Annotated in this window: 19 protein-coding genes; 15 read left to right on the top strand and 4 right to left on the bottom strand. The window is 72.1% G+C overall.

Annotated features, from left to right (window positions below):
• Window positions 1-4: 4 nt before the first annotated feature.
• The 5 genes from ACH4ZX_RS16460 to mutM all read left to right on the top strand — a co-directional run bounded on the left by ACH4ZX_RS16460 (window position 5) and on the right by mutM (window position 3,920).
• Complete coding sequence (locus tag ACH4ZX_RS16460) at window positions 5-1,096, top strand: cell division initiation protein (RefSeq protein ID WP_398272686.1); 1,092 nt, start codon at window positions 5-7, stop codon at window positions 1,094-1,096.
• A 128-nt stretch (window positions 1,097-1,224) separates the two neighbouring features.
• Window positions 1,225-1,881: a YceD family protein gene (locus ACH4ZX_RS16455; RefSeq protein WP_360749767.1), complete on the top strand. Its 657-nt coding sequence runs from the start codon at window positions 1,225-1,227 to the stop codon at window positions 1,879-1,881.
• 2 nt (window positions 1,882-1,883) lie between these two features.
• Complete coding sequence (gene rpmF, locus ACH4ZX_RS16450; RefSeq protein WP_007493396.1) at window positions 1,884-2,057, top strand: 50S ribosomal protein L32; 174 nt, start codon at window positions 1,884-1,886, stop codon at window positions 2,055-2,057.
• 7 nt (window positions 2,058-2,064) lie between these two features.
• On the top strand, window positions 2,065-2,970 hold the full coding sequence (gene rnc, locus ACH4ZX_RS16445; RefSeq protein WP_398272684.1) for a ribonuclease III: 906 nt from the start codon (window positions 2,065-2,067) through the stop codon (window positions 2,968-2,970).
• 89 nt (window positions 2,971-3,059) lie between these two features.
• Entirely contained in the window at window positions 3,060-3,920 is an 861-nt protein-coding gene (gene mutM, locus ACH4ZX_RS16440) for a bifunctional DNA-formamidopyrimidine glycosylase/DNA-(apurinic or apyrimidinic site) lyase (RefSeq protein ID WP_398272682.1), read from the top strand.
• On the opposite strand, the gene ACH4ZX_RS16435 is transcribed toward mutM, so the two are convergent.
• Window positions 3,893-4,294: a winged helix-turn-helix transcriptional regulator gene (locus ACH4ZX_RS16435; RefSeq protein ID WP_398272680.1), complete on the bottom strand. Its 402-nt coding sequence runs from the start codon at window positions 4,292-4,294 to the stop codon at window positions 3,893-3,895. The two genes, mutM and ACH4ZX_RS16435, sit on opposite strands and share 28 nt — an antisense overlap.
• An 84-nt stretch (window positions 4,295-4,378) precedes the next feature.
• The gene (locus ACH4ZX_RS16430) at window positions 4,379-5,512 is read right to left on the bottom strand and encodes a CAP domain-containing protein (RefSeq protein ID WP_398272678.1); all 1,134 of its coding nucleotides are present in this window, start codon (window positions 5,510-5,512) and stop codon (window positions 4,379-4,381) included.
• 169 nt (window positions 5,513-5,681) lie between these two features.
• Between ACH4ZX_RS16430 and ACH4ZX_RS16425 the strand changes: the two genes are divergently transcribed.
• The 4 genes from ACH4ZX_RS16425 (at window position 5,682) to ACH4ZX_RS16410 (ending at window position 12,000) form a co-directional block, all read left to right on the top strand.
• Window positions 5,682-5,963 carry an acylphosphatase gene (locus tag ACH4ZX_RS16425; RefSeq protein WP_324788861.1) on the top strand — a complete coding sequence of 94 codons (282 nt, stop codon included), beginning with the start codon at window positions 5,682-5,684 and terminating at the stop codon, window positions 5,961-5,963.
• A gap of 381 nt (window positions 5,964-6,344) precedes the next feature.
• On the top strand, window positions 6,345-6,548 hold the full coding sequence (locus ACH4ZX_RS16420; RefSeq protein WP_055623302.1) for a hypothetical protein: 204 nt from the start codon (window positions 6,345-6,347) through the stop codon (window positions 6,546-6,548).
• A 235-nt stretch (window positions 6,549-6,783) separates the two neighbouring features.
• Window positions 6,784-10,359: a chromosome segregation protein SMC gene (smc, locus tag ACH4ZX_RS16415; protein ID WP_398272675.1), complete on the top strand. Its 3,576-nt coding sequence runs from the start codon at window positions 6,784-6,786 to the stop codon at window positions 10,357-10,359.
• Between the two features lie 222 nt (window positions 10,360-10,581).
• Window positions 10,582-12,000 (top strand): sugar porter family MFS transporter, encoded by a 1,419-nt coding sequence (locus ACH4ZX_RS16410; RefSeq protein WP_398272673.1) that lies wholly within the window; start codon window positions 10,582-10,584, stop codon window positions 11,998-12,000.
• A gap of 88 nt (window positions 12,001-12,088) precedes the next feature.
• Here ACH4ZX_RS16410 and ACH4ZX_RS16405 read toward each other — a convergent pair whose 3' ends face one another.
• Window positions 12,089-13,060 (bottom strand): LLM class flavin-dependent oxidoreductase, encoded by a 972-nt coding sequence (locus ACH4ZX_RS16405; protein ID WP_398272671.1) that lies wholly within the window; start codon window positions 13,058-13,060, stop codon window positions 12,089-12,091.
• Window positions 13,061-13,199: 139 nt separating this feature from the next.
• Between ACH4ZX_RS16405 and ftsY the strand changes: the two genes are divergently transcribed.
• On the top strand, window positions 13,200-14,405 hold the full coding sequence (gene ftsY / locus ACH4ZX_RS16400; RefSeq protein WP_324788865.1) for a signal recognition particle-docking protein FtsY: 1,206 nt from the start codon (window positions 13,200-13,202) through the stop codon (window positions 14,403-14,405).
• A 96-nt stretch (window positions 14,406-14,501) separates the two neighbouring features.
• Here the strand turns inward: ftsY and ACH4ZX_RS16395 are convergent, their stop codons facing one another.
• Window positions 14,502-15,158, bottom strand: coding sequence for a bifunctional DNA primase/polymerase (locus tag ACH4ZX_RS16395; RefSeq protein WP_398272669.1), 657 nt, complete (start codon window positions 15,156-15,158; stop codon window positions 14,502-14,504).
• 446 nt (window positions 15,159-15,604) lie between these two features.
• Between ACH4ZX_RS16395 and ACH4ZX_RS16390 the strand changes: the two genes are divergently transcribed.
• The 5 genes from ACH4ZX_RS16390 (at window position 15,605) to ffh (ending at window position 23,331) form a co-directional block, all read left to right on the top strand.
• Window positions 15,605-17,107: a hypothetical protein gene (locus ACH4ZX_RS16390; protein ID WP_398272667.1), complete on the top strand. Its 1,503-nt coding sequence runs from the start codon at window positions 15,605-15,607 to the stop codon at window positions 17,105-17,107.
• 313 nt (window positions 17,108-17,420) lie between these two features.
• The gene (locus tag ACH4ZX_RS16385; protein WP_398272665.1) at window positions 17,421-18,752 is read left to right on the top strand and encodes an ammonium transporter; all 1,332 of its coding nucleotides are present in this window, start codon (window positions 17,421-17,423) and stop codon (window positions 18,750-18,752) included.
• Complete coding sequence (locus tag ACH4ZX_RS16380) at window positions 18,749-19,087, top strand: P-II family nitrogen regulator (protein WP_003997576.1); 339 nt, start codon at window positions 18,749-18,751, stop codon at window positions 19,085-19,087. The genes ACH4ZX_RS16385 and ACH4ZX_RS16380 overlap by 4 nt, the downstream gene beginning before the upstream one ends.
• A 26-nt stretch (window positions 19,088-19,113) precedes the next feature.
• Window positions 19,114-21,567 (top strand): [protein-PII] uridylyltransferase, encoded by a 2,454-nt coding sequence (locus ACH4ZX_RS16375; RefSeq protein WP_398272663.1) that lies wholly within the window; start codon window positions 19,114-19,116, stop codon window positions 21,565-21,567.
• A 210-nt stretch (window positions 21,568-21,777) separates the two neighbouring features.
• On the top strand, window positions 21,778-23,331 hold the full coding sequence (gene ffh / locus ACH4ZX_RS16370) for a signal recognition particle protein (protein ID WP_398272661.1): 1,554 nt from the start codon (window positions 21,778-21,780) through the stop codon (window positions 23,329-23,331).
• Window positions 23,332-23,397 lie beyond the last annotated feature (66 nt).

The raw sequence follows: 23,397 nt of genomic DNA, 5'->3' as shown, positions 1-23,397 counted from the left end.
CACGGTGGACGTGCAGAAGAAGCTCGATGAGATCGTCGCCGCGGTCTCCGGCGCCCGGTCCATGCCCATGTCGGCCTCGTGCGTGGTCAACCGCGCCGAACTGCTCGCGATGCTGGACGAGGTGCGCCAGGCCCTGCCCGGCTCGCTGGCGCAGGCGCAGGAGCTGATCGGCGACCGCGAGCAGATGGTGGAGCAGGCCCGTCAGGAGGCCGAGCGGATCATCGGGCAGGCGCACGCCGAGCGCGGCTCCCTGGTCTCCGACACCGAGATCGCCCGCCGCTCCCAGGCCGAGGCGGACCGCATCCTCGCCGAGGCCCGCAAGGAGGCCGAGGAGATCCGCGCCGAGGCCGACGACTACGTCGACTCCAAGCTCGCCAACTTCGAGGTCGTCCTCACCAAGACCCTCGGCTCGGTCGGCCGCGGCCGCGAGAAGCTGCTCGGCACGGGCCCCGGCCTCGACGAGCAGGGCTACGAGGACGAGGACGCCCCGGAACGCAGCCACGACCCGGAGACCCTGCGCCGCGACGCGGACGCGTACGTGGACAGCAAGCTGGGCGCCTTCGAGGCGGTCCTCGCCAAGACCCTGGAGGCCGTCGGCCGCGGCCGTCAGAAGCTGCACGGCCGCATCGCCACCGACGACCTCGGCGCCCTCGCCGACGACCAGGGCACCGTGCAGCACTCCAGCGACGCCGACTACCTGGCCGACCTGGCGGCCCTGGCGGAGCAGGACGCCCAGGCGGCGGCAGGCCGGTCCCAGCAGTACGACCAGCAGCCGGCGTACTCGGGCTACACCCAAGGCGCCCCCGTCCAGCAGGACGCCTACGACGGCTACCAGCAGCAGTACGGCGGCCGGCCGGACCCGTACGGCTACCAGCAGGCCGACCCCTACTCCACCGCCTCCGGCTACGCGTCGGCCGGCGCCCCCCTCCAGGGCTACGACGCCCAGCAGCCCGCCTACGACCCGAACCAGGCCCCGCAGCCTCAGCAGGCCTCGCAGGCCCAGGCGGGATACGCCCTCGACGAGACCAGCCTGTTCGACACCGGCATGATCACCCCCGAGCAGCTGCGGGAGTACGAGCAGGGCCGCGGCCAGTGAGCAACCCGCCGATTGGGCCGTAGGCGAAAGGTCCAGTATCCTGGCTGTTCGGTCGCGCGTACATCCGCGATCAACGCTGCCCGCACACCTGAAGGCGGCGTCCCCCCGAGTTCGGATCGAAAGCAGGAATGGCCTCCAACGCCCGCCTCGACCACCGCAACCCTCTCGTGTTCGACACGCACGAGCTGGGCCGGCGGCCCGGCGCGCTGCAGCGCCTGAACCGCACCGTCGACGCTCCCAGGGACCTGGGTATCCAGGGGGTCATCGGAGTGCCGGAAGGCGCCCCGGTGGAACTCGAACTCCGGCTCGAGTCGGTCATGGAAGGGGTGCTCGTCACAGGCACCGCCCGTGCACAGGCCGAGGGGGAGTGCGTAAGGTGTCTGGAGCCGCTTCAGCTCGATGTCGAAGCGGACTTCCAGGAGATGTTCTCGTACCCTGACGCCGACGACCGGGGCCGCACGCACCACGCGGAACCGGGCGACGACGCCGAGGACGACGAGGACAGGCTCTTCCTCGAGGACGGCCTGTTCGACCTCGAACCAGTGCTGCGTGATGCGGTGGTGCTCGCACTGCCGATGCAGCCGGTGTGCCAGGAAGACTGCCCGGGACTGTGCGCCGAGTGCGGAGCACGCCTCGCGGACGACCCGGACCACCACCATGACGCCGTCGACATCCGTTGGGCGGCACTGCAGGGACTCGCCGACACCATGACGGACGGCGAGAAGGACGAGATGAGCGGCGACGCGACTCGATCAGCGCGCGTCGACGAGAAGCAGGAGAAGTAGCCGTGGCTGTTCCGAAGCGGAAGATGTCGCGCAGCAACACGCGCCACCGCCGGTCGCAGTGGAAGGCTGCGGTCCCCACCCTGGTTGCGTGCGAGCGCTGCCACGAGCCCAAGCTGCAGCACATCGCGTGCCCGTCTTGCGGCACCTACAACAAGCGCCAGGTCCTCGAGGTCTGAGCGGCTGGTGAGAGGCACCGTGTCCACTGCCAAGAAGGCGGATGACGCCAAGGCGGACCCGTCCGCCAAGAAGAAAGCGGACAACACGGCCTCGTCCCACACGCTTCTGGAAGGGCGGCTCGGCTACAAGGTCGAGTCCGCCCTTCTGGTGCGAGCGCTGACCCACCGTTCCTACGCATACGAGAACGGCGGTCTGCCGACCAACGAGCGCCTGGAGTTCCTCGGGGACTCCGTGCTCGGCCTCGTGGTCACGGACACGCTGTACAACACCCACCCCGACCTGCCCGAAGGCCAGCTGGCCAAGCTGCGGGCCGCGGTGGTCAACTCGCGTGCGCTGGCGGAGGTCGGCCGCGGTCTCGACCTTGGCTCCTTCATCCGGCTCGGCCGCGGTGAGGAAGGCACGGGAGGCCGGGACAAGGCGTCCATCCTCGCCGACACCCTGGAAGCGGTGATCGGCGCGGTCTATCTCGACCAGGGCCTCGACGCGGCCTCCGAACTGGTGCACCGCCTGTTCGACCCGCTGATCGAGAAGTCCTCCAACCTCGGAGCCGGCCTGGACTGGAAGACGTCCCTGCAGGAGCTCACCGCGACCGAGGGGCTCGGCGTTCCCGAGTACCTGGTCACGGAGACCGGCCCCGACCACGAGAAGACCTTCACCGCTGCCGCCCGCGTCGGAGGCGTCTCGTACGGCACCGGCACCGGCCGCAGCAAGAAGGAGGCGGAGCAGCAGGCCGCCGAGTCCGCGTGGCGGTCCATCCGGGCCGCGGCGGACCAGCGCGCCGCGGCGGCGGCCGAGACGACGGCCGCGGCGGTCGCCGAGACGGCGGCCGAGGCGGTCGCCGAGACAGCGGCCGAGGCGGTCGCCGAAGAAGCCGCCGGAGACGGGGACAGCCCGTCGTCGCTCTCCGCCTGACCGCACGGCGAACAGCACATCCCGAGCGCCCGTTCCCGACCCGGGACGGGCGCTCGGCTCGTACACCGGTCTGCCCACGGGGGGATCCCATGCCCGAGTTGCCCGAGGTCGAAGTCGTCCGGCGCGGCCTGGAACGGTGGGTCGCCCACCGGGTCGTCGCCGACGCCGAGGTGCTGCACCCGCGCGCCGTGCGCCGTCACGTGGCCGGCGCCGACGACTTCACACACCGTCTCAAGGGCCACCGCGTCGGCGTGCCCAGCCGCCGCGGCAAGTACCTGTGGCTGCCCCTGGAGGACACCCGCCAAGCGGTGCTGGCGCACCTCGGCATGAGCGGCCAGCTGCTGGTCCAGCCGCACGAGGCGCCGGACGAGAAGCACCTCAGAGTCCGGGTCCGGTTCGGCGACGACCTGGACACCGAACTCCGCTTCGTCGACCAGCGCACCTTCGGCGGGCTGTCGCTGCACGACACCACCGACGACGGCCTGCCCGACGTCATCGCGCACATCGCCCGCGACCCCCTGGACCCGCTGTTCGACGACGAGGCCTTCCACCGGGCCCTGCGCCGCAAGCGGACGACGATCAAACGGGCCCTGCTCGACCAGTCGCTGATCAGCGGGGTCGGCAACATCTACGCGGACGAGGCCCTGTGGCGCGCCCGCATCCACTTCGAACGCCCCACCGCGACCTTCACGCACCCGCGCACCGCCGAACTCCTCGGCCACATCCGGGACGTGATGAACCAGGCCCTGGCGGTCGGCGGCACCAGCTTCGACAGCCTCTACGTCAACGTCAACGGCGAGTCCGGCTACTTCGACCGCTCGCTCGACGCGTACGGCCGTGAGGGGCTGCCCTGCAGGCGCTGCGGTACGCCGATGCTTCGCCGCCCCTGGATGAACCGGTCCAGTTACTTCTGCCCGCGCTGTCAGCGGGCGCCGCGCGTCCCGTCGTAGCGGCGGCGGGCCTCGAGCACGTCGTCCATGCGGCCCTCCACGAAGTGGATGAGCCCCAGCAGGCGCTCGGCGACCTCGCGGCCGAGCGGGGTGAGTTCGTAGTCCACGCGGGGCGGGTTCGTCGGCTGGGCCTCGCGGTGCACCAGGCCGTCGCGCTCCAGCGCGTGCAGCGTCTGGGACAGCATCTTCTCGCTCACGCCGTCGACCCTGCGGCGCAGTTCGTTGAAGCGCAGGGAGCCGTCGTGCAGCGCGCCGAGGATGAGCGCGCCCCAACGGCCCGTGACGTGCTCCAACGTGCCGCGCGACGGGCAGGCCCTGGCGAACACGTCGTAGGGCAGGTCCCGCGCCGGCGCGCGCTCCTCGGTGCTGTCCATGACGTCAGCGTACTCGGACACAGCGCTGCCCGACGGGTGGCGCTGCACAGCGGTCAGCGCTCCCGTCCGTGACGGCCCGTCCCCTCAGTAGCCGAAGTCCTGCGTCCACCAGGGGCCGCCCGACCCGAAGTGCACGCCGACGCCCAGCGTCTTGAAGTCGCAGTTCAGGATGTTCGCGCGGTGGCCGGGGCTGTTCATCCAGGCGTCCATCACCGCGGCCGGGTCCGTCTGGCCGCGGGCGATGTTCTCGCCGCCGAGGTTGCTTATGCCGAGCTTGGCCGCCCGGTCCCACGGCGTCGCGCCGCTGGGGTCGGTGTGGTCGAAGAAGCCCTCCTCGGCCATGGCGTCGCTGAAGTCGCCGGCCAGCTCGCCCAGCGAGCTGTTGGCGGCCAGCGCGCTGCAGCCCACCTTGGCGCGCTCGTCGTTGACCAGCCTGAGCACCTCGGCCTCGGCGGCCGTCGCCGCCGACACCGTCACCGCGGGGGCGGCGGTCTCCGCGGGCTTCGAGGTCTGCTTCTTCGAGGGCGTCGTCTTCGGCTTCTTGGCCTTGCCCGGCTCGGGCTTCGGCTTCGGCCGCTTCGTCGTCGGCGCCTCGCTGGGCGCGGCCGTCGACGTGGACGGCGCCGGGGACGAGGGCGACGTGGTGCGGCCGGTGCCGCGGCTCGTCGCGGAGCCGGCGGCGCGGCTGTCCGCGCTGCCGGACGTGCCGCCCTGCTCGCTCGCCGAGTTGGTCGGCGAGCCGGCGGCCTGCACCTTGTCGCCGCTGCTGCTGCCGCCGCCGAGCTTGTAGTTGTCGAGCCCCGGCACCGCGCCGGTGCTCACCGCGACGGTGCCCAGGGCGACCGCAGCCGAGACGCCGAGCAGACCGCTGCGCACCGGCGTCACGGCCCGCTTCCTGCGCCGGCGGTGGTTGCCGCCGCGCCGCGTGCCGCCGTCGGGCGTGAACCCGTGCTCCGGGAAGACGGTGGCGAAGTCGTCCTCGCTGGCGAAGAGGTACGCGGCGCTCCTCGCCGACGCCTCGGCGTACGCCTCGGTGTCCAGGAACGGCGCGGTGCCCATGCCGGGCGACCCGCCCGGGCCGGACGTCTGCGGCGGGTCGTAGCTGTACGAGTACTGCGGGGGGTCGTAGCTGCCCGGGTAGGAGCCGCCCGTTTCTGTAACCCCCGTGGCGCGGCCCGTGGCGGCGCGGCCGGCGGCGGAGCGTCGGTGGCGTCCCATGTTCTGGCCTTCCTCGTCCTGGCGGTCAGCCCGGCTCGCACGGCGCGTGCGGGTGACGCCGCTCACTCGAAGGAGTGAGTTTCATATGAGATTCATTGGGTCGGGACGGTACCGCATGCCGCGCGGGGAGGAAGTGCCCAGGGAGACATCGGTTCGCTAGGTTGCAGCCATGAGCGAGGATGTGCGACTGGTCGCCTGGGTACGAGGACGCGTCCAGGGTGTGGGTTTTCGCTGGTTCACGCGGGCCAAGGCCCTCGAGATCGGCGGCCTGAGTGGTTTTGCTCTCAATTTGGGCGACGGGCGGGTCCAGGTGGTCGCGGAGGGCCCGCGGGAGCACTGCGAGGGGCTGCTCGACTGGCTCCAGGGTGACGACACGCCCGGACGCGTGGACGGCGTCACCGAGATCTGGGACACACCCCGCGGGGGCTACGACGGCTTCGCCGTCCGCTGATCCGGCCCGGTGCCATCGGGGTCCCGGAGCCCGGTACATGCCGCCGGCACCTGCCCGAACCGGGACTGACCTGGTGGTTGCCAAGAACCGCCAGTCATGGCAGGCTCCGCACCTGAGGATGATCTCCCCGCCCCCAGGGGCCCCGCAGGGATCGCGGCGCTGCCCCTTCCGGCCGCGCGACCCAGGGTTGCCCGCCGATACGGGGCGTGATCGTGTTGACCGTCAAACTTTTTGGTGAGACGCTGAAAGTACCCCGCGCACCCTGGCTGTTTGGCATGGTTGAACGGCAGTGTGAGCTCAACAGTGTCAAGCACCGCGGGTGCGAATCCCTCACGACCCACACCGCATCGGTCGGTCACTCATTGTGGAGGACCATCCATCATGGCAAAGGCGCTTCTCGGTTACGTCGGCGGCTCCGACCCTCGACTCCTCGCCGAGATGCGACGGCTCCAGCAGCGCGTACAGGACCTGGAATCCGAGCTGGTACGGATCCAGGCCGAGAACGAGGCGCTGACGGCTGCCGCTTCTCACGACAGGATCATGGAGAGCATCGACGCACACCAGGCGGAGCCTGCGCTCACCTGATCACTGCAGCACACAATGACAGCGGTGGTTGGGGTGCTCGTACCAACCGCTGGGTTGTCAGATTTGCAAGGGACGCCTCGGCGTCCCTTCTTTCTTGCCCCCGCGCTGTTCTTCGTCCCCCGCGCATCCTTTCACCGTCTTAACTTCTGGTGTGCCCTGCGCCATCGTGGGTGAAACCGCAAGTGCGCCGCCGTTCACGGTGTGAGACGGACCCCGGAAGGTAAAGTCCAGCGGCGTGCACCTCAAGGCCCTGACCCTCCGCGGGTTCAAGTCGTTCGCCTCGGCGACCACGCTCCGGTTCGAGCCGGGGATCACGTGCGTCGTCGGACCGAACGGCTCGGGCAAGTCCAACGTGGTGGACGCCCTCAGCTGGGTCATGGGCGAACAGGGCGCCAAGTCGCTGCGCGGCGGCAAGATGGAGGACGTCATCTTCGCCGGCACCACCGGCCGCCCCCCGCTCGGCCGGGCCGAGGTCTCCCTGACCATCGACAACTCCGACGGCGCCCTCCCGATCGAGTACTCCGAGGTCACCATCACGCGGATCATGTTCCGCAACGGCGGCAGCGAGTACCAGATCAACGGCGACACCTGCCGCCTGCTCGACATCCAGGAACTGCTCTCCGACTCCGGCATCGGCCGGGAGATGCACGTCATCGTCGGCCAGGGCCAGCTCGACTCCGTCCTGCACGCCGACCCCATGGGCCGCCGCGCCTTCATCGAGGAGGCGGCCGGCGTCCTCAAGCACCGCAAGCGCAAGGAGAAGGCGCTGCGCAAGCTGGACGCGATGCAGGCCAACCTCGCGCGCGTGCAGGACCTGACCGACGAGCTCAGGCGGCAGCTCAAGCCCCTGGGCCGGCAGGCGGCGGTCGCGCGACGGGCGGCCGTCATCCAGGCCGACCTGCGCGACGCCCGGCTGCGCCTGCTCGCCGACGACCTGGTACGGCTGCGGGAGGCGCTGAAGGCCGAGATCGCCGACGAGGCCGCCCTCAAGGAACGCAAGGAGGCCGCCGAGCGGGAACTGAGCAGGGCCCTGCAGACCGAGGCGCTCCTGGAGGACGAGGTACGGAAGCTCACCCCGCGCCTGCACAGCGCCCAGCAGACCTGGTACGAGCTCTCCCAGCTCGCCGAGCGGGTGCGCGGCACGGTCTCGCTGGCCGACGCACGCGTCAAGAGCGCCACCTCCGCGCCCCCCGAGGAGCGGCGCGGCCGCGACCCCGAGGACATGGAGCGCGAGGCCGCCCGCATCCGTGAGCAGGAGGCCGAACTCGAAGCGGCCCTGGAGGCCGCCGAGCGCGCCCTGGAGGACACCGTCGCCCACCGTGCCGACCTGGAGCGGGACCTTGCCCTGGAGGAACGGCGCCTGAAGGACGTGGCCCGCGCCATCGCCGACCGGCGCGAGGGCCTGGCCCGGCTCAGCGGGCAGGTGGGCGCGGCCCGTTCGCGGGCCGCCGCCGCGCAGGCCGAGATCGGCCGGCTGGCCGCCGCCCGCGACGAGGCGCAGGAGCGGGCCGCCGCGGCCCAGGAGGAGTACGAGGCCCTGCAGGCCGAGGTCGACGGCCTCGACGCCGACGACGCCGAGCTCGCCGAACGGCACGAGGCCGCGAAACGGCGGCTGGCCGAGGCCGAGGCCGCCCTGACCGCCGCCCGGGAGGCCGCCACCGTGGCGGAACGCAGGCGCGCGGCGACCCAGGCCCGCCACGAGGCGCTCGCCACGGGCCTGCGCCGCAAGGACGGCACGGGGGCGCTGCTCGGCGCGACGGACCGCCTCACCGGGCTCCTCGGCCCGGCGGCCGAGCTGCTGACGGTGACCCCCGGATACGAGGTCCCGCTGGCCGCCGCCCTCGGCGCCGCCGCGGACGCCGTCGCGGTGACGACCACGTCCGCGGCCGCCGACGCCGTCCGCCTGCTGCGCAAGCAGGACGCGGGCCGCGCGACGCTGCTGCTGGCGGGCGCCCCGGAGGAACCGGAGGACGCCGCGCCCGGACCGCCGGCGCACCTCCGCGCCGGCGCCGCGCCCTTCGCCGCCGACCTCGTCCGCGGCCCCGCCGAGCTCATGCCGGCGGTACGCCGGCTGCTGCGCGGCATCGTCGTCGTCGGCACCCTGGAGGACGCCGAGGACCTCGTCCACGCGCGCCCCGGCCTGACCGCGGTGACCGCCGAGGGCGACCTGCTGGGCGCGCACATGGCGCACGGCGGGTCCGCGAGGGCGCCCAGCCTGCTGGAGGTGCAGGCGTCCGTGGACGAGGCCGCCGCCGAGCTGGCCGAACTCGCCGTGCGCTGCGAGGAGCTGGCCGAGGCGCAGCACGCGGCGGCCGAGCGGCGCCGGGAGTGCGCCGTGCTCGTCGAGGAACTGGGCGAGCGCAGACGGGCCGCCGACCGGGAGAAATCGGCCGTGGCCCAGCAGCTCGGCCGGCTCGCCGGGCAGGCCAGGGGAGCGGCGGGGGAGGCCGAGCGGTCGGTGGCGGCCGCCGCCCGCGCCCAGGAGGCCCTGGACAAGGCCCTGCGAGAGGTCGAGGAACTCGCCGAGCGGCTCGCCGTGGCCGAGGAGATGCCGGCCGAGGAGGAGCCCGACACGTCGGTACGCGACCGTCTCGCCGCCGACGGCGCCAACGCCCGGCAGACCGAGATGGAGGCCCGCCTCCAGGTCCGCACGCACGAGGAACGCGTCAAGGGGCTCGCCGGACGCGCCGACTCCCTGGACCGGGCCGCCCGTGCCGAACGCGAGGCACGCGCGCGTGCCGAACAGCGGCGTGCCCGGCTGCGGCACGAGGCGGCCGTCGCCGGGGCCGTCGCCCACGGCGCCCGCCAGCTCCTCGCGCACGTCGAGGTCTCCCTCGCCCGCGCCGAACAGGAGCGGGCCGCCGCCGAGGCCGCCAAGGCCCGGCGCGAGGAGGAACTCGCCGCCGCCCGCACCACCGGCCGGGACCTCAAGGCCGAACTCGACAAGCTGACGGACTCGGTCCACCGGGGCGAGGTGCTCGGCGCCGAGAAACGGCTGCGCATCGAGCAGCTGGAGACCAGGGCGCTGGAGGAACTCGGTGTGGAGCCGGCGGGGCTGGTGTCCGAGTACGGCCCCCACCAGCCGGTCCCGCCCTCGCTCCCGGCCGACGGCGAGCAGCTGCCCGAGGAACCGGAGCACCCGCGCAACCGGCCGAGGCCGTTCGTCAGAGCCGAGCAGGAGAAGCGGCTCAAGGCCGCCGAACGCGCCTACCAGCAGCTCGGCAAGGTCAACCCGCTCGCCCTGGAGGAGTTCGCGGCCCTGGAGGAACGCCACAAGTTCCTCAGCGAACAGCTCGAGGACCTCAAGAAGACCCGCGCCGACCTGCTGCAGGTGGTGAAGGAGGTCGACGAACGCGTCGAGCAGGTCTTCACCGAGGCCTACCGGGACACGGCCCGGGAGTTCGAGGGCGTCTTCGGCCGGCTGTTCCCGGGCGGCGAGGGGCGACTGGTGCTGACCGATCCGGACAACATGCTCACCACCGGCGTGGACGTCGAGGCGCGCCCGCCGGGCAAGAAGGTCAAGCGGCTGAGCCTGCTCTCGGGCGGCGAACGGTCGCTGACGGCCGTCGCGATGCTCGTGTCGATCTTCAAGGCCCGGCCGAGCCCCTTCTACGTCATGGACGAGGTCGAGGCCGCCCTCGACGACACCAACCTGCAGCGGCTGATCCGCATCATGCAGGAGCTGCAGGAGACCTCGCAGCTGATCGTGATCACCCACCAGAAGCGCACGATGGAGGTCGCCGACGCGCTGTACGGCGTCTCCATGCAGGGCGACGGCGTGTCGAAGGTCATCAGCCAGCGGCTCCGCTGAGCGAGAGCACCGCGCCATCAGGTTCAAAGAATGAACGCATGGCACTCCGGTCTATCGTTCACGTCACACAGGCGAGCACTTGACTTCGAGACTTGAAGGAATAGCCTCAGCGTCGTTGCTTTTGTCTTCATGTCTCAGTGGCGTGTCATGGGTGCGCGACGGGGCATTCGTAAGGGGCCGACCCCCACCCGGCGAGGTTGCCGGTGGCCCGAGGAGTGGAACGTGACCAGCACGACGCGGACGCAGCAGTCAAGAGCCGGGACGGCTCACCCCGATCATCTCGGGCACGTCATATTCATCGCGGCGGCGGCCGCGATGGGCGGTTTCCTCTTCGGCTACGACAGCTCCGTGATCAACGGCGCCGTCGAGGCCGTCCGGGACCGCTACGACGTCGGCTCCGCGGCCCTGGCCCAGGTCATCGCCGTCGCCCTGATCGGCTGCGCCGTCGGCGCCGCGACCGCCGGCCGCATGGCCGACCGCATCGGCCGCATCCGCTGCATGCAGATCGCCGCCGTGCTGTTCACCGTCAGCGCCGTCGGCTCGGCGCTGCCGTTCGCCCTGTGGGACCTCGCCCTCTGGCGCGTCGTCGGCGGCTTCGCCATCGGCATGGCCTCGGTCATCGGCCCCGCCTACATCGCCGAGGTCGCCCCGCCCGCCTACCGCGGCCGGCTCGGCTCCTTCCAGCAGGCCGCGATCGTCGTCGGCATCGCCGTCTCCCAGCTGGTCAACTGGGGCCTGCTGAACGCCGCCGGCGGCGACCAGCGCGGCAGCCTGATGGGCCTGGAGGCCTGGCAGGTCATGCTCGGCGTCATGGTCGTCCCCGCCGCCCTCTACGGCCTGCTCTCCTTCGCGATCCCGGAGTCCCCGCGCTTCCTGGTCTCCGTCGGCAAGTACGACCGCGCCCGCGGGATCCTGACGGAGGTCGAGGGCGAGGGCGTCGACCTCGACGCCCGTATCGCCGAGATCGAGCTCGCGATGAAGCGGGAGGACAAGTCCACCTTCCGGGACCTGCTCGGCGGCTCCTTCTTCTTCAAGCCGATCGTCTGGATCGGCATCGGCCTGTCGGTCTTCCAGCAGTTCGTCGGCATCAACGTCGCGTTCTACTACTCCTCGACGCTGTGGCAGTCGGTCGGCGTCGACCCCACGGACTCGTTCTTCTACTCGTTCACGACGTCGATCATCAACATCGTCGGCACCGTCATCGCCATGATCTTCGTGGACCGCGTCGGCCGTAAGCCGCTGGCCCTGATCGGTTCCGTCGGCATGGCGGTCGGCCTCGGGCTGGAGGCCTGGGCCTTCTCCCACGACCTGGTCGACGGCAAGCTCCCGGCCGCCCAGGGCTGGACCGCCCTGATCGCCGCGCATGTCTTCGTCCTCTTCTTCGCCCTGTCCTGGGGCGTGGTCGTCTGGGTGTTCCTCGGCGAGATGTTCCCGAACCGGATCCGCGCCGCCGCCCTGGGCGTGGCCGCCTCCGCGCAGTGGCTCGCCAACTGGGCCATCACCGCGAGCTTCCCGTCGCTGGCCGACTGGAACCTGTCCGCGACCTACGTGATCTACACGGCCTTCGCCGCGCTCTCCGTCCCCTTCGTCCTCAAGTTCGTCAAGGAGACCAAGGGCAAGGCGCTGGAGGAGATGGGCTGATCCGGCCCCGCAAGAGGCCCCCGGACCCGGGGAGAAGGGCCCAGTCCCCGCTGCCCCTCTCCTCGCCCCGTAGACGTGCCGCCCCGGCTCACGCCCCGAGCCGGGGCAGTACGTCCTCGCAGAACAGCCGCAGCCCGCGCCACCCCTCGTCCACCGGCATCCCGCCCGCCAGCGGGTGCAGGACGAGGCTGTCCAGGCCCTGCGCCACGCACTCGTCCGGCGTGAGGACCCGGTACACGCCCTCGGCGCGCAACCGGTCCACGGTCGTGGCCGCCGACCGCACCGCCGACCGGATGGAGCCGGACTGCCAGGAGGCGTAGGTCCGCGCCTCGTGCAGGAAGTGCTCGCCGTACGCCGCCCAGACCCGGTCGGGATCCTCGGCCACGTGCAGCAGCGGCGTCTCGGCCGCCGGCATCATGGTCCAGCCCTCGGTGCCGTACTCGGCCAGCCGCTCCTTGTAGTACGCCTCCAGCTCCGGCAGGTGCGCGCTCGGGAAGAAGGGCAGGCCGAGCCGCGCGGCGCGGCGGGCGGCGGCCTTCGAGGAGCCGCCGACCAGCAGCAGCGGGTGCGGCGCGGAGCACGGGCGCGGGGTGACCCGCACCGTACGGCCCCGATAGCCGAACTCCTCGCCGGTCCAGGCCTTCAGCAGGGTCTCCAGCAGTTCGTCCTGGAGCCTGCCGCGCCGCTTCCAGTCGACGCCGAACTGCGCGTACTCCTCGGGCCGGTATCCGATCCCCGCGACCGTCACCAGCCGCCCGCCGCTCAGCAGGTCCAGCACCGCGATCTCCTCGGCCAGGCGCAGCGGGTCGTACAGCGGGCCGATGGCGGCCGACACCGTGACCGCGATCCGCCGGGTCGCCCCGAACACCGCGCCCGCGAAGGCGAACGGCGACGGCAGCCAGTTGTCGGCGACGCCGTGGTGCTCCTCGGTCTGCACGGTGTCGATCCCGCATGCGTCGGCGTACGCGGCCATCTCCAGGGCGGCCCGGTAGCGGGCGGCGAGCGAGGCCGGGCCGGCGCCGGGCTCGACGAGGTTGAAGCGTACGACCGTGACGGGCATGGCGGTCCCCTCGGCCGGGGCGGACGGGTGTCGGGGACCTTAGCTGACGCACCGTCAGGTTTCCAGGGTCGCGGCACGCCTCCGTTCGGCCGCCGGGCGACGGCCCGCCGGGGGAGGGGTCGCGCATACTGGAGCCGTTATGGAATTCGTCATCCTTGCTGTAGTCATCGCCGTGGTCGTGTTCGGCGTGCTCGGCGGGCTCATCGTCGGCAGCCGGCGCAAGAAGTCGCTGCCTCCGCCACCGCCCGCCGCACCCGACATCACCGCCCCACCGGCCGAGCCGCACGTCGGCGAAGAGGCCGAGACGCCGCGCGAGGAACCTCGCCGGACCATAGAGGAGGTGGATCTTCCGGGCGGCCCGGCTCCGGTCGTCGTCGAGGAACCGATCGCCGCCGCGGAGGCGCCCGCGATCGAGATCCCGGAGCCCACCGCCGGGCGCCTGATCCGCCTGCGCGCCCGCCTCTCCCGCTCCCAGAACGCCCTCGGCAAGGGGCTGCTCACGCTGCTGTCGCGCGAGCACCTCGACGAGGAGACCTGGGAGGAGATCGAGGACACGCTGCTCACCGCCGACGTCGGCGTGGCCCCCACCCAGGAGCTGGTGGACGGCCTGCGCGGGCGCGTGAAGGTCCTCGGCACCCGCACCCCCGAGGAGCTGCGCGGCCTGCTGCGCGCGGAGCTGCTCAAGCTGGTCGGCACCGACCTCGACCGCACGGTCAGGACCGAGCCCGCGACCAGCAAGCCCGGCATCGTGATGGTCGTCGGCGTCAACGGCACCGGCAAGACCACCACCACCGGCAAGCTCGCCCGCGTCCTGGTGGCGGACGGCCGCAGCGTGGTGCTGGGCGCCGCCGACACCTTCCGCGCCGCCGCCGCCGACCAGCTGCAGACCTGGGGCGAGCGGGTCGGCGCCTACACCGTGCGCGGGCCGGAGGGCGGCGACCCCGCCTCCGTCGCCTTCGACGCGGTGAAGGAGGGCAAGGAGATGGGCGCCGACGTCGTGCTCATCGACACCGCCGGGCGGCTGCACACCAAGACCGGCCTCATGGACGAGCTCGGCAAGGTCAAGCGAGTGGTCGAGAAGCACGCGCCGCTGGACGAGGTGCTGCTCGTGCTGGACGCCACGACCGGGCAGAACGGTCTGGTGCAGGCCCGCGTGTTCGCCGAGGTCGTCGACATCACCGGCATCGTGCTCACCAAGCTCGACGGCACGGCCAAGGGCGGCATCGTGGTCGCGGTCCAGCGTGAGCTGGGCGTGCCGGTGAAGCTGGTCGGCCTGGGCGAGGGCGCGGACGACCTGGCGCCGTTCGAGCCGGAGGCGTTCGTGGATGCGCTCATCGGCGACTGAGCAGGAAACGCGTGCGAAGAAGCGCCCGCCCCCCGAGGTGCAGTCGGGGAGCGGGCGCTTCGCTGTGCGGGCCTGCCGGGAGCCTGGGCGCGGGCGCTAGGCGCGCGACCGGTGGGCGACGTACGCCAGCGTCCCCAGCAGCAGGCGGGCCTGCGGTGGCTTGGAGGCCGTGTCCAGGGCGGGGGAGCGCAGCCAGCGGACCGGGCCGAGGCCCGCCCGGTCGGAGGGCGGGGCGGTGATGTACGCGCCGGGGCCGAAGCCGCGCAGGTCGAGGGAGGCCGGGTCGTCCCAGCCCATGCGGTACAGCAGCCCGGCCAGCTCGGCGGCGCCGCCCGGCGCGACGAAGAAGTGGGCGCGGCCGTCGGGGGTCGCGGTGACCGGGCCGACGGGCAGGCCCATCCGCTCCAGCCGGACCAGGGCGTGGCGCCCGGCCGGCTCGGCCACCTCGATCACGTCGAACGCGCGGCCCACCGGCAGCATCACCGCGGCGCCGGGGAACTCCGCCCACGCCCTGGTCGCCTCGTCGAGCGTGGCGCCGGCCGGGATCGGCGGCGCGAACTCCAGCGGGTGCGCGCCCGGCGCGCGGCAGTCCGGCCGGCCGCACGAGCAGGCGCCCGCCGCCGTCCGCGCGCCCGGCACCACGTCCCAGCCCCACAGCCCCGTGAACTCGGCGACGGCGGTGCACTCCGAGGAGCGGCCGCGCCGACGCACGCCGGAGCGGATCTCCCGGATCCCGCCGATCGTGAAGTCCATGCCCCCTCCAACGGTTCCGATGCGCCGACGGTTACGGCACGGAAGTGGAACGTGACTCTCTGTTTCGGACTCCCCGGCTTCGCGCGGTCCATGCGGCGCATTGAAGCGCCGTGGGTGGTGATCCCGGCGGCACGCGCCCCTGAGTGCATCGCTCCGCCCGCGTTCGGTTGTCCTGTGTCAAGTGAATCGTGCGGAGGCTGCTGTGGATTCATTCGAAGGGGTGGCGAATGGTGGCGTTTCCGTGTTCGCCATGGCTGGACGGGTGATCGTAGGATTACGGTGAGTGCGCGAGTCCCTGGGGCACATGCACTCATGGGTATGCCGGAGGCAAGGCGGCTCCCCGTTCGACGGGTGAGGACCGCCGGACGGGCGACCGTATCCACCGGCATTCTGGTAGGGCTTGGCGCACTCAGCGACAAGCTGGTCTCAGGAATGGGGGCGTTCCAGTGAGCGGCAACGGAGGAAGCGGGACGACCGCGGTCGGCGCGGAGAAACGTCCCAACGAGCTGCTCATGTCGTGGTTCGTCCGCAGCGGCTGGTCGAAGGGCGAGCTCGCCCGTCAGGTCAACCGCCGGGCGCGGCAGCTGGGGGCCAACCACATCTCCACGGACACCTCGCGGGTGCGCCGCTGGCTGGACGGTGAGAACCCCCGCGAGCCCATCCCCAGGATCCTGTCCGAGCTGTTCTCCGAACGCTTCGGCCTCGTCGTCTCCGTCGAGGACCTCGGCCTGCGCGCCACCCGCCAGTCGGCGTCCGTGTCCGGCGTCGACCTGCCCTGGACGGGCCCGCAGACAGTGGCCCTGATCAGCGAGTTCTCGCGCAGCGACCTGATGCTGGCGCGGCGCGGCTTCCTCGGGAGCTCGCTGGCCCTGTCCGCGGGCCCGGCGCTCATCGAGCCCATGCAGCGCTGGCTCGTGCCCACCCCCCAGGCGCCCCAGACCGCCCAGACCCCGCAGTCCGGCCCCGAGCCCGTGCCCGCGAGCCGCCGACCGGGCCGGCTGTCCAAACCGGAGCTGGACCTGCTGGAGTCCACCACGATGATGTTCCGGCGGTGGGACGCCCAGTGCGGCGGCGGCCTGCGCCGCAAGGCGGTCGTCGGCCAGCTGCACGAGGTGACCGACCTGCTGCAGGAGGCCCAGCCCGAGGCCACCACCCGCCGGCTGTTCAAGGTCGCCGCCGAGCTGGCCGAGCTGGCCGGATGGATGTCCTACGACGTCGGGCTCCAGCCGACCGCGCAGAAGTACTTCGTGCTCGCCCTGCACGCCGCCAAGGAGGCGGGCGACAAGCCGCTCGGCTCGTACATCCTCTCCAGCATGAGCCGCCAGATGATCCACGTCGGGCGGCCCGACGACGCCCTGGAACTGATCCACCTCGCACAGTACGGCAGCCGGGACTGCGCGAGCCCGCGCACCCAGTCCATGCTGTATGCGATGGAGGCCCGCGCATACGCCAACATGGGCCAGCCCGGCAAGTGCAAGCGGGCGGTCCGGATGGCCGAGGACACCTTCACCGAGGCCGGCGAGTGGGACGAGCCCGACCCGGACTGGATCCGTTTCTTCTCCGAGGCGGAGTTGTACGCCGAGAACAGCCACTCCTTCCGCGACCTCGCCTACGTCGCCGGCCGCAGCCCCGCGTACGCCTCCCTGGCCGAACCCCTGATGCGGCGGGCCGTCGAGCTGTTCGCCGACGACCCCGAGCACCAGAGGTCGTACGCGCTGAACCTGGTCGGCCTGGCCACGGTGCACCTGCTGCGGCGCGAGCCCGAGCAGAGCACGCTCCTGGTCGAGCGGGCCCTGCGGACCGCCAAGAACGTCCGCTCCGAACGCGTCAACACCCGCATCCGCAAGACCGTCGACGCGGCCGTACGCGATTACGGCGGCGTCGCCGAGGTCGTCGACCTCACCGAAAAGCTCGCGATCGCGCTCCCGGAGACCGCCGAGGCGGTCTGACCCCCGACTCCGGCCGCGGCCGGCCCTCCCGAACTGCCCGACTCGGCTCCCCCCATGCCAGGGTCATCGGAAGGCCGGCCGCGGCCGGATCCTTGCCTGCCCGGAAGGTTGCGCCACGATAACGATCGCGCGGCCGGACATCCGGGGGTTCATCGACGCGTAACACGCAAGGCGCCTTCGTCACTGCGGCGAAACATCGAGGGGCGTCCACGGAAACGGTGCTGCGCCAATCTCATGGCTCATAACCGGCCCACCCCTCACATCCGCTCAGGCTTCGCCCGCACGCGGCCGTACCAACGACGAGGAGACGCCGATGGCACCAGCCATCACGCTTGCCGCAGACAAACTGTCTGCCGCCAACACAGGCTTCATGCTCATCTGTTCCGCCCTGGTGCTGATCATGACCCCGGGCCTCGCCTTCTTCTACGGAGGCATGGTCCGCGTCAAGAGCACCCTCAACATGCTGATGATGAGCTTCATCAGCATGGGCATCGTCACCATCCTGTGGGTGCTCTACGGCTTCTCCATGGCGTTCGGCACGGACCACGGTTCGCTGATCGGCTGGGAGTCCGACTTCGTCGGATGGACCGGCATCGACAAGGCCGACATCTGGTCCGGCTACACCATCCCGGTCTTCGTCTTCGCCGTCTTCCAGATGATGTTCGCGATCATCACGCCCGCCCTGATAAGCGGCGCCGTCGCGGACCGCGTCAAGTTCACCGCCTGGTCGATCTTCCTCGTGCTGTGGGCGACGATCGTGTACTTCCCGGTCGCCCACTGGGTCTGGGGCACCGGCGGCTGGGCCTTCGAACTCGGCGTGATCGACTTCGCCGGCGGTACGGCGGTCCACATCAACGCCGGTGCCGCGGCGCTCGGCGTGATCCTCGTCATCGGCAAGCGCGTCGGATTCAAGAAGGACCCGATGCGCCCGCACAGCCTCCCGCTGGTCATGCTCGGCGCCGGCCTGCTGTGGTTCGGCTGGTTCGGCTTCAACGCCGGCTCCTGGCTCGGCAACGACGACGGCGTCGGCCCGCTGATGTTCGTCAACACGCAGATCGCCACCGCCGCCGCCATGCTCGGCTGGCTGCTGTACGAGAAGATCCGCCACGGCGCGTTCACCACCCTGGGCGCCGCCTCCGGCGCGGTCGCCGGCCTGGTCGCCATCACCCCCTCCGGCGGCGCGGTCACCCCGGTCGGCGCGATCGCGGTCGGCGCCATCGCCGGTGTGCTGTGCGCCATGGCCGTCGGCCTGAAGTACAAGTTCGGCTACGACGACTCGCTCGACGTCGTCGGCGTCCACATGGTCGGCGGTATCGCCGGCTCCCTGCTGATCGGCTTCTTCGCCAGCGGCAAGGGCCAGTCCGACGTCGCGGGCCTCTTCTACGGCGGCGGCCTGGACCAGTTCTGGAAGCAGTGCGCCGGCGTCTTCGCCGTCCTCGCCTACTCCCTGGTCGCCTCCGCCATCCTCGCCTTCCTGCTCGACAAGACGATCGGCATGCGGGTCAGTGAGGACGAGGAGATCTCCGGCATCGACCAGGCCGAGCACGCCGAGACCGCATACGACTTCAGCGGCGCCGGCGGCGGTGCCGCCCGGACCGTCCCGGCCCCGGTCGCCGACACTGCGAGCAAGAAGGTGGACGCATGAAGCTCATCACCGCCGTCGTGAAGCCCCACCGGCTCGACGAGATCAAGGAAGCCCTGCAGGCCTTCGGGGTCCACGGACTCACGGTCACCGAGGCGAGCGGTTACGGTCGTCAGAGAGGCCACACCGAGGTCTACCGCGGTGCGGAGTACACGGTCGACCTGGTGCCCAAGATCCGCATCGAGGTCCTGGCCGAGGACGACGACGCCGAACAGCTGATCGACGTCATCGTCAAGGCGGCGCGGACCGGCAAGATCGGTGACGGCAAGGTCTGGTCCCTGCCGGTCGAGACGGCCGTCCGGGTCCGCACCGGCGAGCGCGGCCCGGACGCGCTCTGAACGGAAAGAAAGACAGGAGTCGCTGGGTGACGAGTACGGACGTGGACAAGCAGGCAGATGACTCGGGACCCAGCGGCTACGCGGCGGCCCGGCTGCGCCTCCTCACCGAGGGGGCGCGGTCCGGGCCGCCGCGCCGTACGGCACTCTCCGAGCTGACGGACGACTGGCTGTCGGGCCTGTTCGGCGCGGCGGCCGAGCGGCTGCGCGGGGTCTCCCTGGTGGCCGTCGGCGGCTATGGGCGCGGCGAGCTCTCGCCGCGCAGCGACCTCGACCTGCTCCTGCTGCACGACGGCGGCGACACCAGGGCCGTCGCCGCCCTCGCCGACCGCATCTGGTACCCCGTCTGGGACCTGGGCCTCGCCCTCGACCACTCCGTACGGACCCCCGCGGAGGCCCGCAGGACGGCCGGCGAGGACCTCAAGGTCCAGCTCGGCCTCCTGGACGCCCGCCACATCGCCGGCGACCTCGGCCTGACCACCGGTCTGCGCACGGCCGTCCTCGCCGACTGGCGCAACCAGGCGCCCAAACGCCTGCCGGAACTGCGGGAGCTGTGCGCCGAACGGGCCGAGCGCCAGGGCGAACTGCAGTACCTGCTCGAACCCGACCTCAAGGAGGCACGCGGCGGCCTCCGCGACGCCACCGCGCTGCGCGCCGTCGCCGCCTCCTGGCTGGCCGACGCCCCGCGCGAGGGCCTCGACGACGCCCGGCGCCGCCTCCTCGACGTCCGCGACGCCCTCCACCTGGCCACCGGCCGCGCCACCGACCGGCTCGCCCTGCAGGAGCAGGACCAGGTCGCCGCCGAGCTCGGCCTGCTGGACGCCGACACCCTGCTGCGGCAGGTCTACGAGGCGGCCCGCGTCATCTCGTACGCCGGCGACGTCACCTGGCGCGAAGTGGGGCGCGTGCTCAGATCGCGCGCCGTGCGGCCACGCCTGCGCGCCATCCTGGGCGGCGGCAAGCCGGTCACCGAGCGCTCCCCGCTGGCGGAGGGCGTCGTGGAGCAGGACGGCGAGGTGGTGCTCGCCCGCGCCGCGCGCCCCGAACGCGACCCGGTGCTGCCGCTGCGCGCCGCGGCCGCCGCCGCACAGGCCGGACTCCCGCTCTCCCTGCACGCCGTACGCCGCCTCGCCGCCACCGCGCGCCCCCTGCCCACGCCCTGGCCCGCCGAGGCACGCGAACAACTGGTCACCCTGCTGGGCTCCGGACAGCCCACCGTCCCGGTCTGGGAGGCGCTGGAGGCCGAGGGCCTGGTCACCCGCCTGCTGCCCGACTGGGAGCGGGTGCGCTGCCGCCCCCAGCGCAACGCCGTGCACATCTGGACCGTCGACCGGCACCTGATCGAGACCGCCGTGCGCGCCTCCGAGTTCACCCGCCGCGTCAGCCGCCCCGACCTCCTCCTGGTCGCCGCGCTGCTGCACGACATCGGCAAGGGCTGGCCAGGCGACCACTCGGTGGCCGGCGAGATCATCGCCAAGGACGTCGCCGCCCGCATCGGCTTCGACCACGCGGACGTCACCGTCCTGTCCACCCTCGTACGCCACCACCTGCTGCTGGTCGAGACCGCCACCCGGCGCGACCTGGAGGACCCGGCCACCGTCCGCTCGGTCGCCGATGCGGTCGGCACCCAGAGCACGCTGGAACTGCTGCACGCCCTGACCGAGGCGGACGCGCTGGCCACCGGCCCGGCCGCCTGGTCGTCCTGGCGCGGCTCCCTCGTCGCCGACCTGGTCCGGCGGGTCTCCGCCGTCCTCGCCGGGGACCTCCTCGACGAGCCCGCGGCCGCCGCCCCCACCGCCGAGCAGGAACGTCTCGCCATCGAGGCGATCGCGACGGGCAGCCCGGTGCTGTCGCTGCGCGCCCAGACCGAGCCGCCGGCGCAGGACGAACCGGCCGTGCCGGGCGAGCCCGAGCCGCTCGGCGTCGAACTGCTCATCGCCGTCCCCGACCAGCCGGGCGTGCTGCCCGCCGTCGCCGGCGTGCTGGCGTTGCACCGGCTCACCGTCCGCACCGCCGAACTGCGGGCGCTGGAGCTGCCGGAGGGCGTCGAGGGCTCCGTGCTGCTGCTGGACTGGCGGGTCGCCGCCGAGTACGGCTCGCTGCCCCAGGCGGCCCGGCTGCGCGCCGACCTGGTCCGCGCGCTCGACGGCTCCCTGGACATCACGGGCCGCCTCGCCGAGCGGGACGCCGCCTACCCGCGCCGCCGGGGCGTCGTGGCGCCGCCGCCCCGGGTGACCGTGGCGCCGGCCGCGTCCCGGCTCGCCACGGTGATCGAGGTCCGGGCCCAGGACGCCCCGGGGCTGCTGTTCCGGATCGGGCAGGCACTGGAGGACGCGGCCGTACGCGTGCGCAGCGCGCACGCGAGCACGCTCGGCGCCAACGCCGTCGACGCCTTCTATGTGACGACGCCCACGGGCTCACCGCTGCCGGCGCAGGAGGCGGAGGCGGTGGCGCGGAAACTGGAGGAGATGCTGCGGGGGTGACCCCGGGCCGTGTCATGCGTTGACCGGGTGTGCTCCCCGCCTGTGCGGGGAGCGGTCCCGGCGAGTTCCTGACGGTCCCCGGCCGCTCCCCGCCCACGCCGGGCTCCGGTCCCGGTCCGCTCTCCGCGGCGGGCAGGGACGATTTGCCGGTCGGTCCGGATACCCTGGAGGGCGACCCACACAACCGCCGACGCGAGGACCTACGCCGCCGTGTTCGATACTCTCTCCGATCGCCTCTCAGCGACTTTCAAAGGCCTGCGCGGCAAGGGACGGCTTTCCGAGGCGGACATCGACGCCACGGCCCGCGAGATCCGCATCGCACTCCTCGAAGCGGACGTGGCGCTGCCGGTCGTCCGCACGTTCATCAAGAACGTCAAGGAGCGGGCGCTCGGCGCCGAGGTCTCCAAGGCGCTCAACCCCGCGCAGCAGGTCCTCAAGATCGTCAATGACGAGCTGGTCCGGGTGCTCGGCGGCGAGACCCGGCGCCTGCGTTTCGCCAAGCAGCCGCCGACGGTGATCATGCTGGCCGGTCTGCAGGGTGCCGGTAAGACCACCCTCGCGGGCAAGCTCGGCCGGTGGCTGAAGGAGCAGGGCCACTCGCCGCTGCTGGTCGCCTGCGACCTCCAGCGCCCCAACGCCGTCAACCAGCTCAGCGTGGTCGCCGAGCGCGCCGGCGTCGCCGTCTACGCGCCGGAGCCGGGCAACGGCGTGGGCGACCCGGTCAAGGTCGCCGGCGACTCCATCGACTACGCCAAGTCCAAGGTCCACGACATCGTGATCGTGGACACCGCCGGCCGCCTGGGCATCGACCAGGAGATGATGCAGCAGGCCGCGGACATCCGCGACGCCGTCCGCCCCGACGAGATCCTGTTCGTCGTCGACGCGATGATCGGTCAGGACGCGGTCAACACCGCCGAGGCCTTCCGCGACGGCGTCGGCTTCGACGGCGTGGTGCTCTCCAAGCTCGACGGCGACGCCCGCGGTGGTGCCGCCCTGTCGATCCGCGAGATCACCGGCAAGCCCATCATGTTCGCGTCGAACGGCGAGAAGCTCGACGACTTCGACGCCTTCCACCCGGACCGGATGGCCTCCCGCATCCTCGACATGGGTGACCTGCTCACCCTGATCGAGCAGGCGGAGAAGACCTTCAGCCAGGAAGAGGCCGCCAAGATGGCCTCCAAGCTGGCGTCCAAGAAGGGCCAGGACTTCACCCTCGACGACTTCCTGGCCCAGATGGAGCAGGTCAGGAAGATGGGCTCGATCTCCAAGCTGCTCGGCATGCTGCCGGGCATGGGCCAGATCAAGGACCAGATCAACAACCTCGACGAGCGGGACGTCGACCGCACAGCCGCGATCATCAAGTCGATGACCCCGGCCGAGCGCCAGGACCCCACGATCATCAACGGCTCGCGCCGCGCCCGCATCGCCAAGGGCTCCGGCGTCGAGGTGAGCGCGGTCAAGAACCTCGTCGAGCGGTTCTTCGAGGCCCGCAAGATGATGTCCCGCATGGCCCAGGGCGGCGGCATGCCGGGCATGCCGGGGATGCCGGGGATGGGCGGCGGCCCGGGCCGCAGCAAGAAGCAGCCGAAGAAGACCAAGGGCAAGCAGCGCTCCGGCAACCCGATGAAGCGCAAGCAGCAGGAGCAGGAGGAGGCCGCTCGCCGTGCCGCCGCCGCGCAGGGCGGCAGCGCCTTCGGCCTGCCGGGCCAGCAGGCCGGCCAGGAGTTCGAGCTGCCGGACGAGTTCAAGAAGTTCATGGGCTGACCGCCCGCCGCACGCATGACCGGGGGCGCCTCCCAGAGCCGGGAGGCGCCCCCGGTCATGCGTATC

This window comes from Streptomyces sp. NPDC020490, from assembly GCF_044335305.1.
GTDB lineage: Bacteria > Actinomycetota > Actinomycetes > Streptomycetales > Streptomycetaceae > Streptomyces.
The sequence above is the reverse complement of the archived record's forward strand: the minus strand, read 5'-3'. Positions and strand labels throughout refer to the sequence as shown.

Coding starts and splice junctions, on each gene's coding strand:
- ACH4ZX_RS16435 (WP_398272680.1), bottom strand. CDS start 4,294: ATGGACAGCACCGAGGAGCGCGCGCCGGCGCGGGACCTGCCCTACGAC.
- ACH4ZX_RS16405 (WP_398272671.1), bottom strand. CDS start 13,060: ATGCCCGTCACGGTCGTACGCTTCAACCTCGTCGAGCCCGGCGCCGGC.
- ACH4ZX_RS16425 (WP_324788861.1), top strand. CDS start 5,682: ATGAGCGAGGATGTGCGACTGGTCGCCTGGGTACGAGGACGCGTCCAG.
- ACH4ZX_RS16455 (WP_360749767.1), top strand. CDS start 1,225: ATGGCCTCCAACGCCCGCCTCGACCACCGCAACCCTCTCGTGTTCGAC.
- ACH4ZX_RS16395 (WP_398272669.1), bottom strand. CDS start 15,158: ATGGACTTCACGATCGGCGGGATCCGGGAGATCCGCTCCGGCGTGCGT.
- mutM (WP_398272682.1), top strand. CDS start 3,060: ATGCCCGAGTTGCCCGAGGTCGAAGTCGTCCGGCGCGGCCTGGAACGG.
- ACH4ZX_RS16385 (WP_398272665.1), top strand. CDS start 17,421: ATGGCACCAGCCATCACGCTTGCCGCAGACAAACTGTCTGCCGCCAAC.
- ftsY (WP_324788865.1), top strand. CDS start 13,200: ATGGAATTCGTCATCCTTGCTGTAGTCATCGCCGTGGTCGTGTTCGGC.
- ACH4ZX_RS16380 (WP_003997576.1), top strand. CDS start 18,749: ATGAAGCTCATCACCGCCGTCGTGAAGCCCCACCGGCTCGACGAGATC.
- ACH4ZX_RS16430 (WP_398272678.1), bottom strand. CDS start 5,512: ATGGGACGCCACCGACGCTCCGCCGCCGGCCGCGCCGCCACGGGCCGC.
- ACH4ZX_RS16420 (WP_055623302.1), top strand. CDS start 6,345: ATGGCAAAGGCGCTTCTCGGTTACGTCGGCGGCTCCGACCCTCGACTC.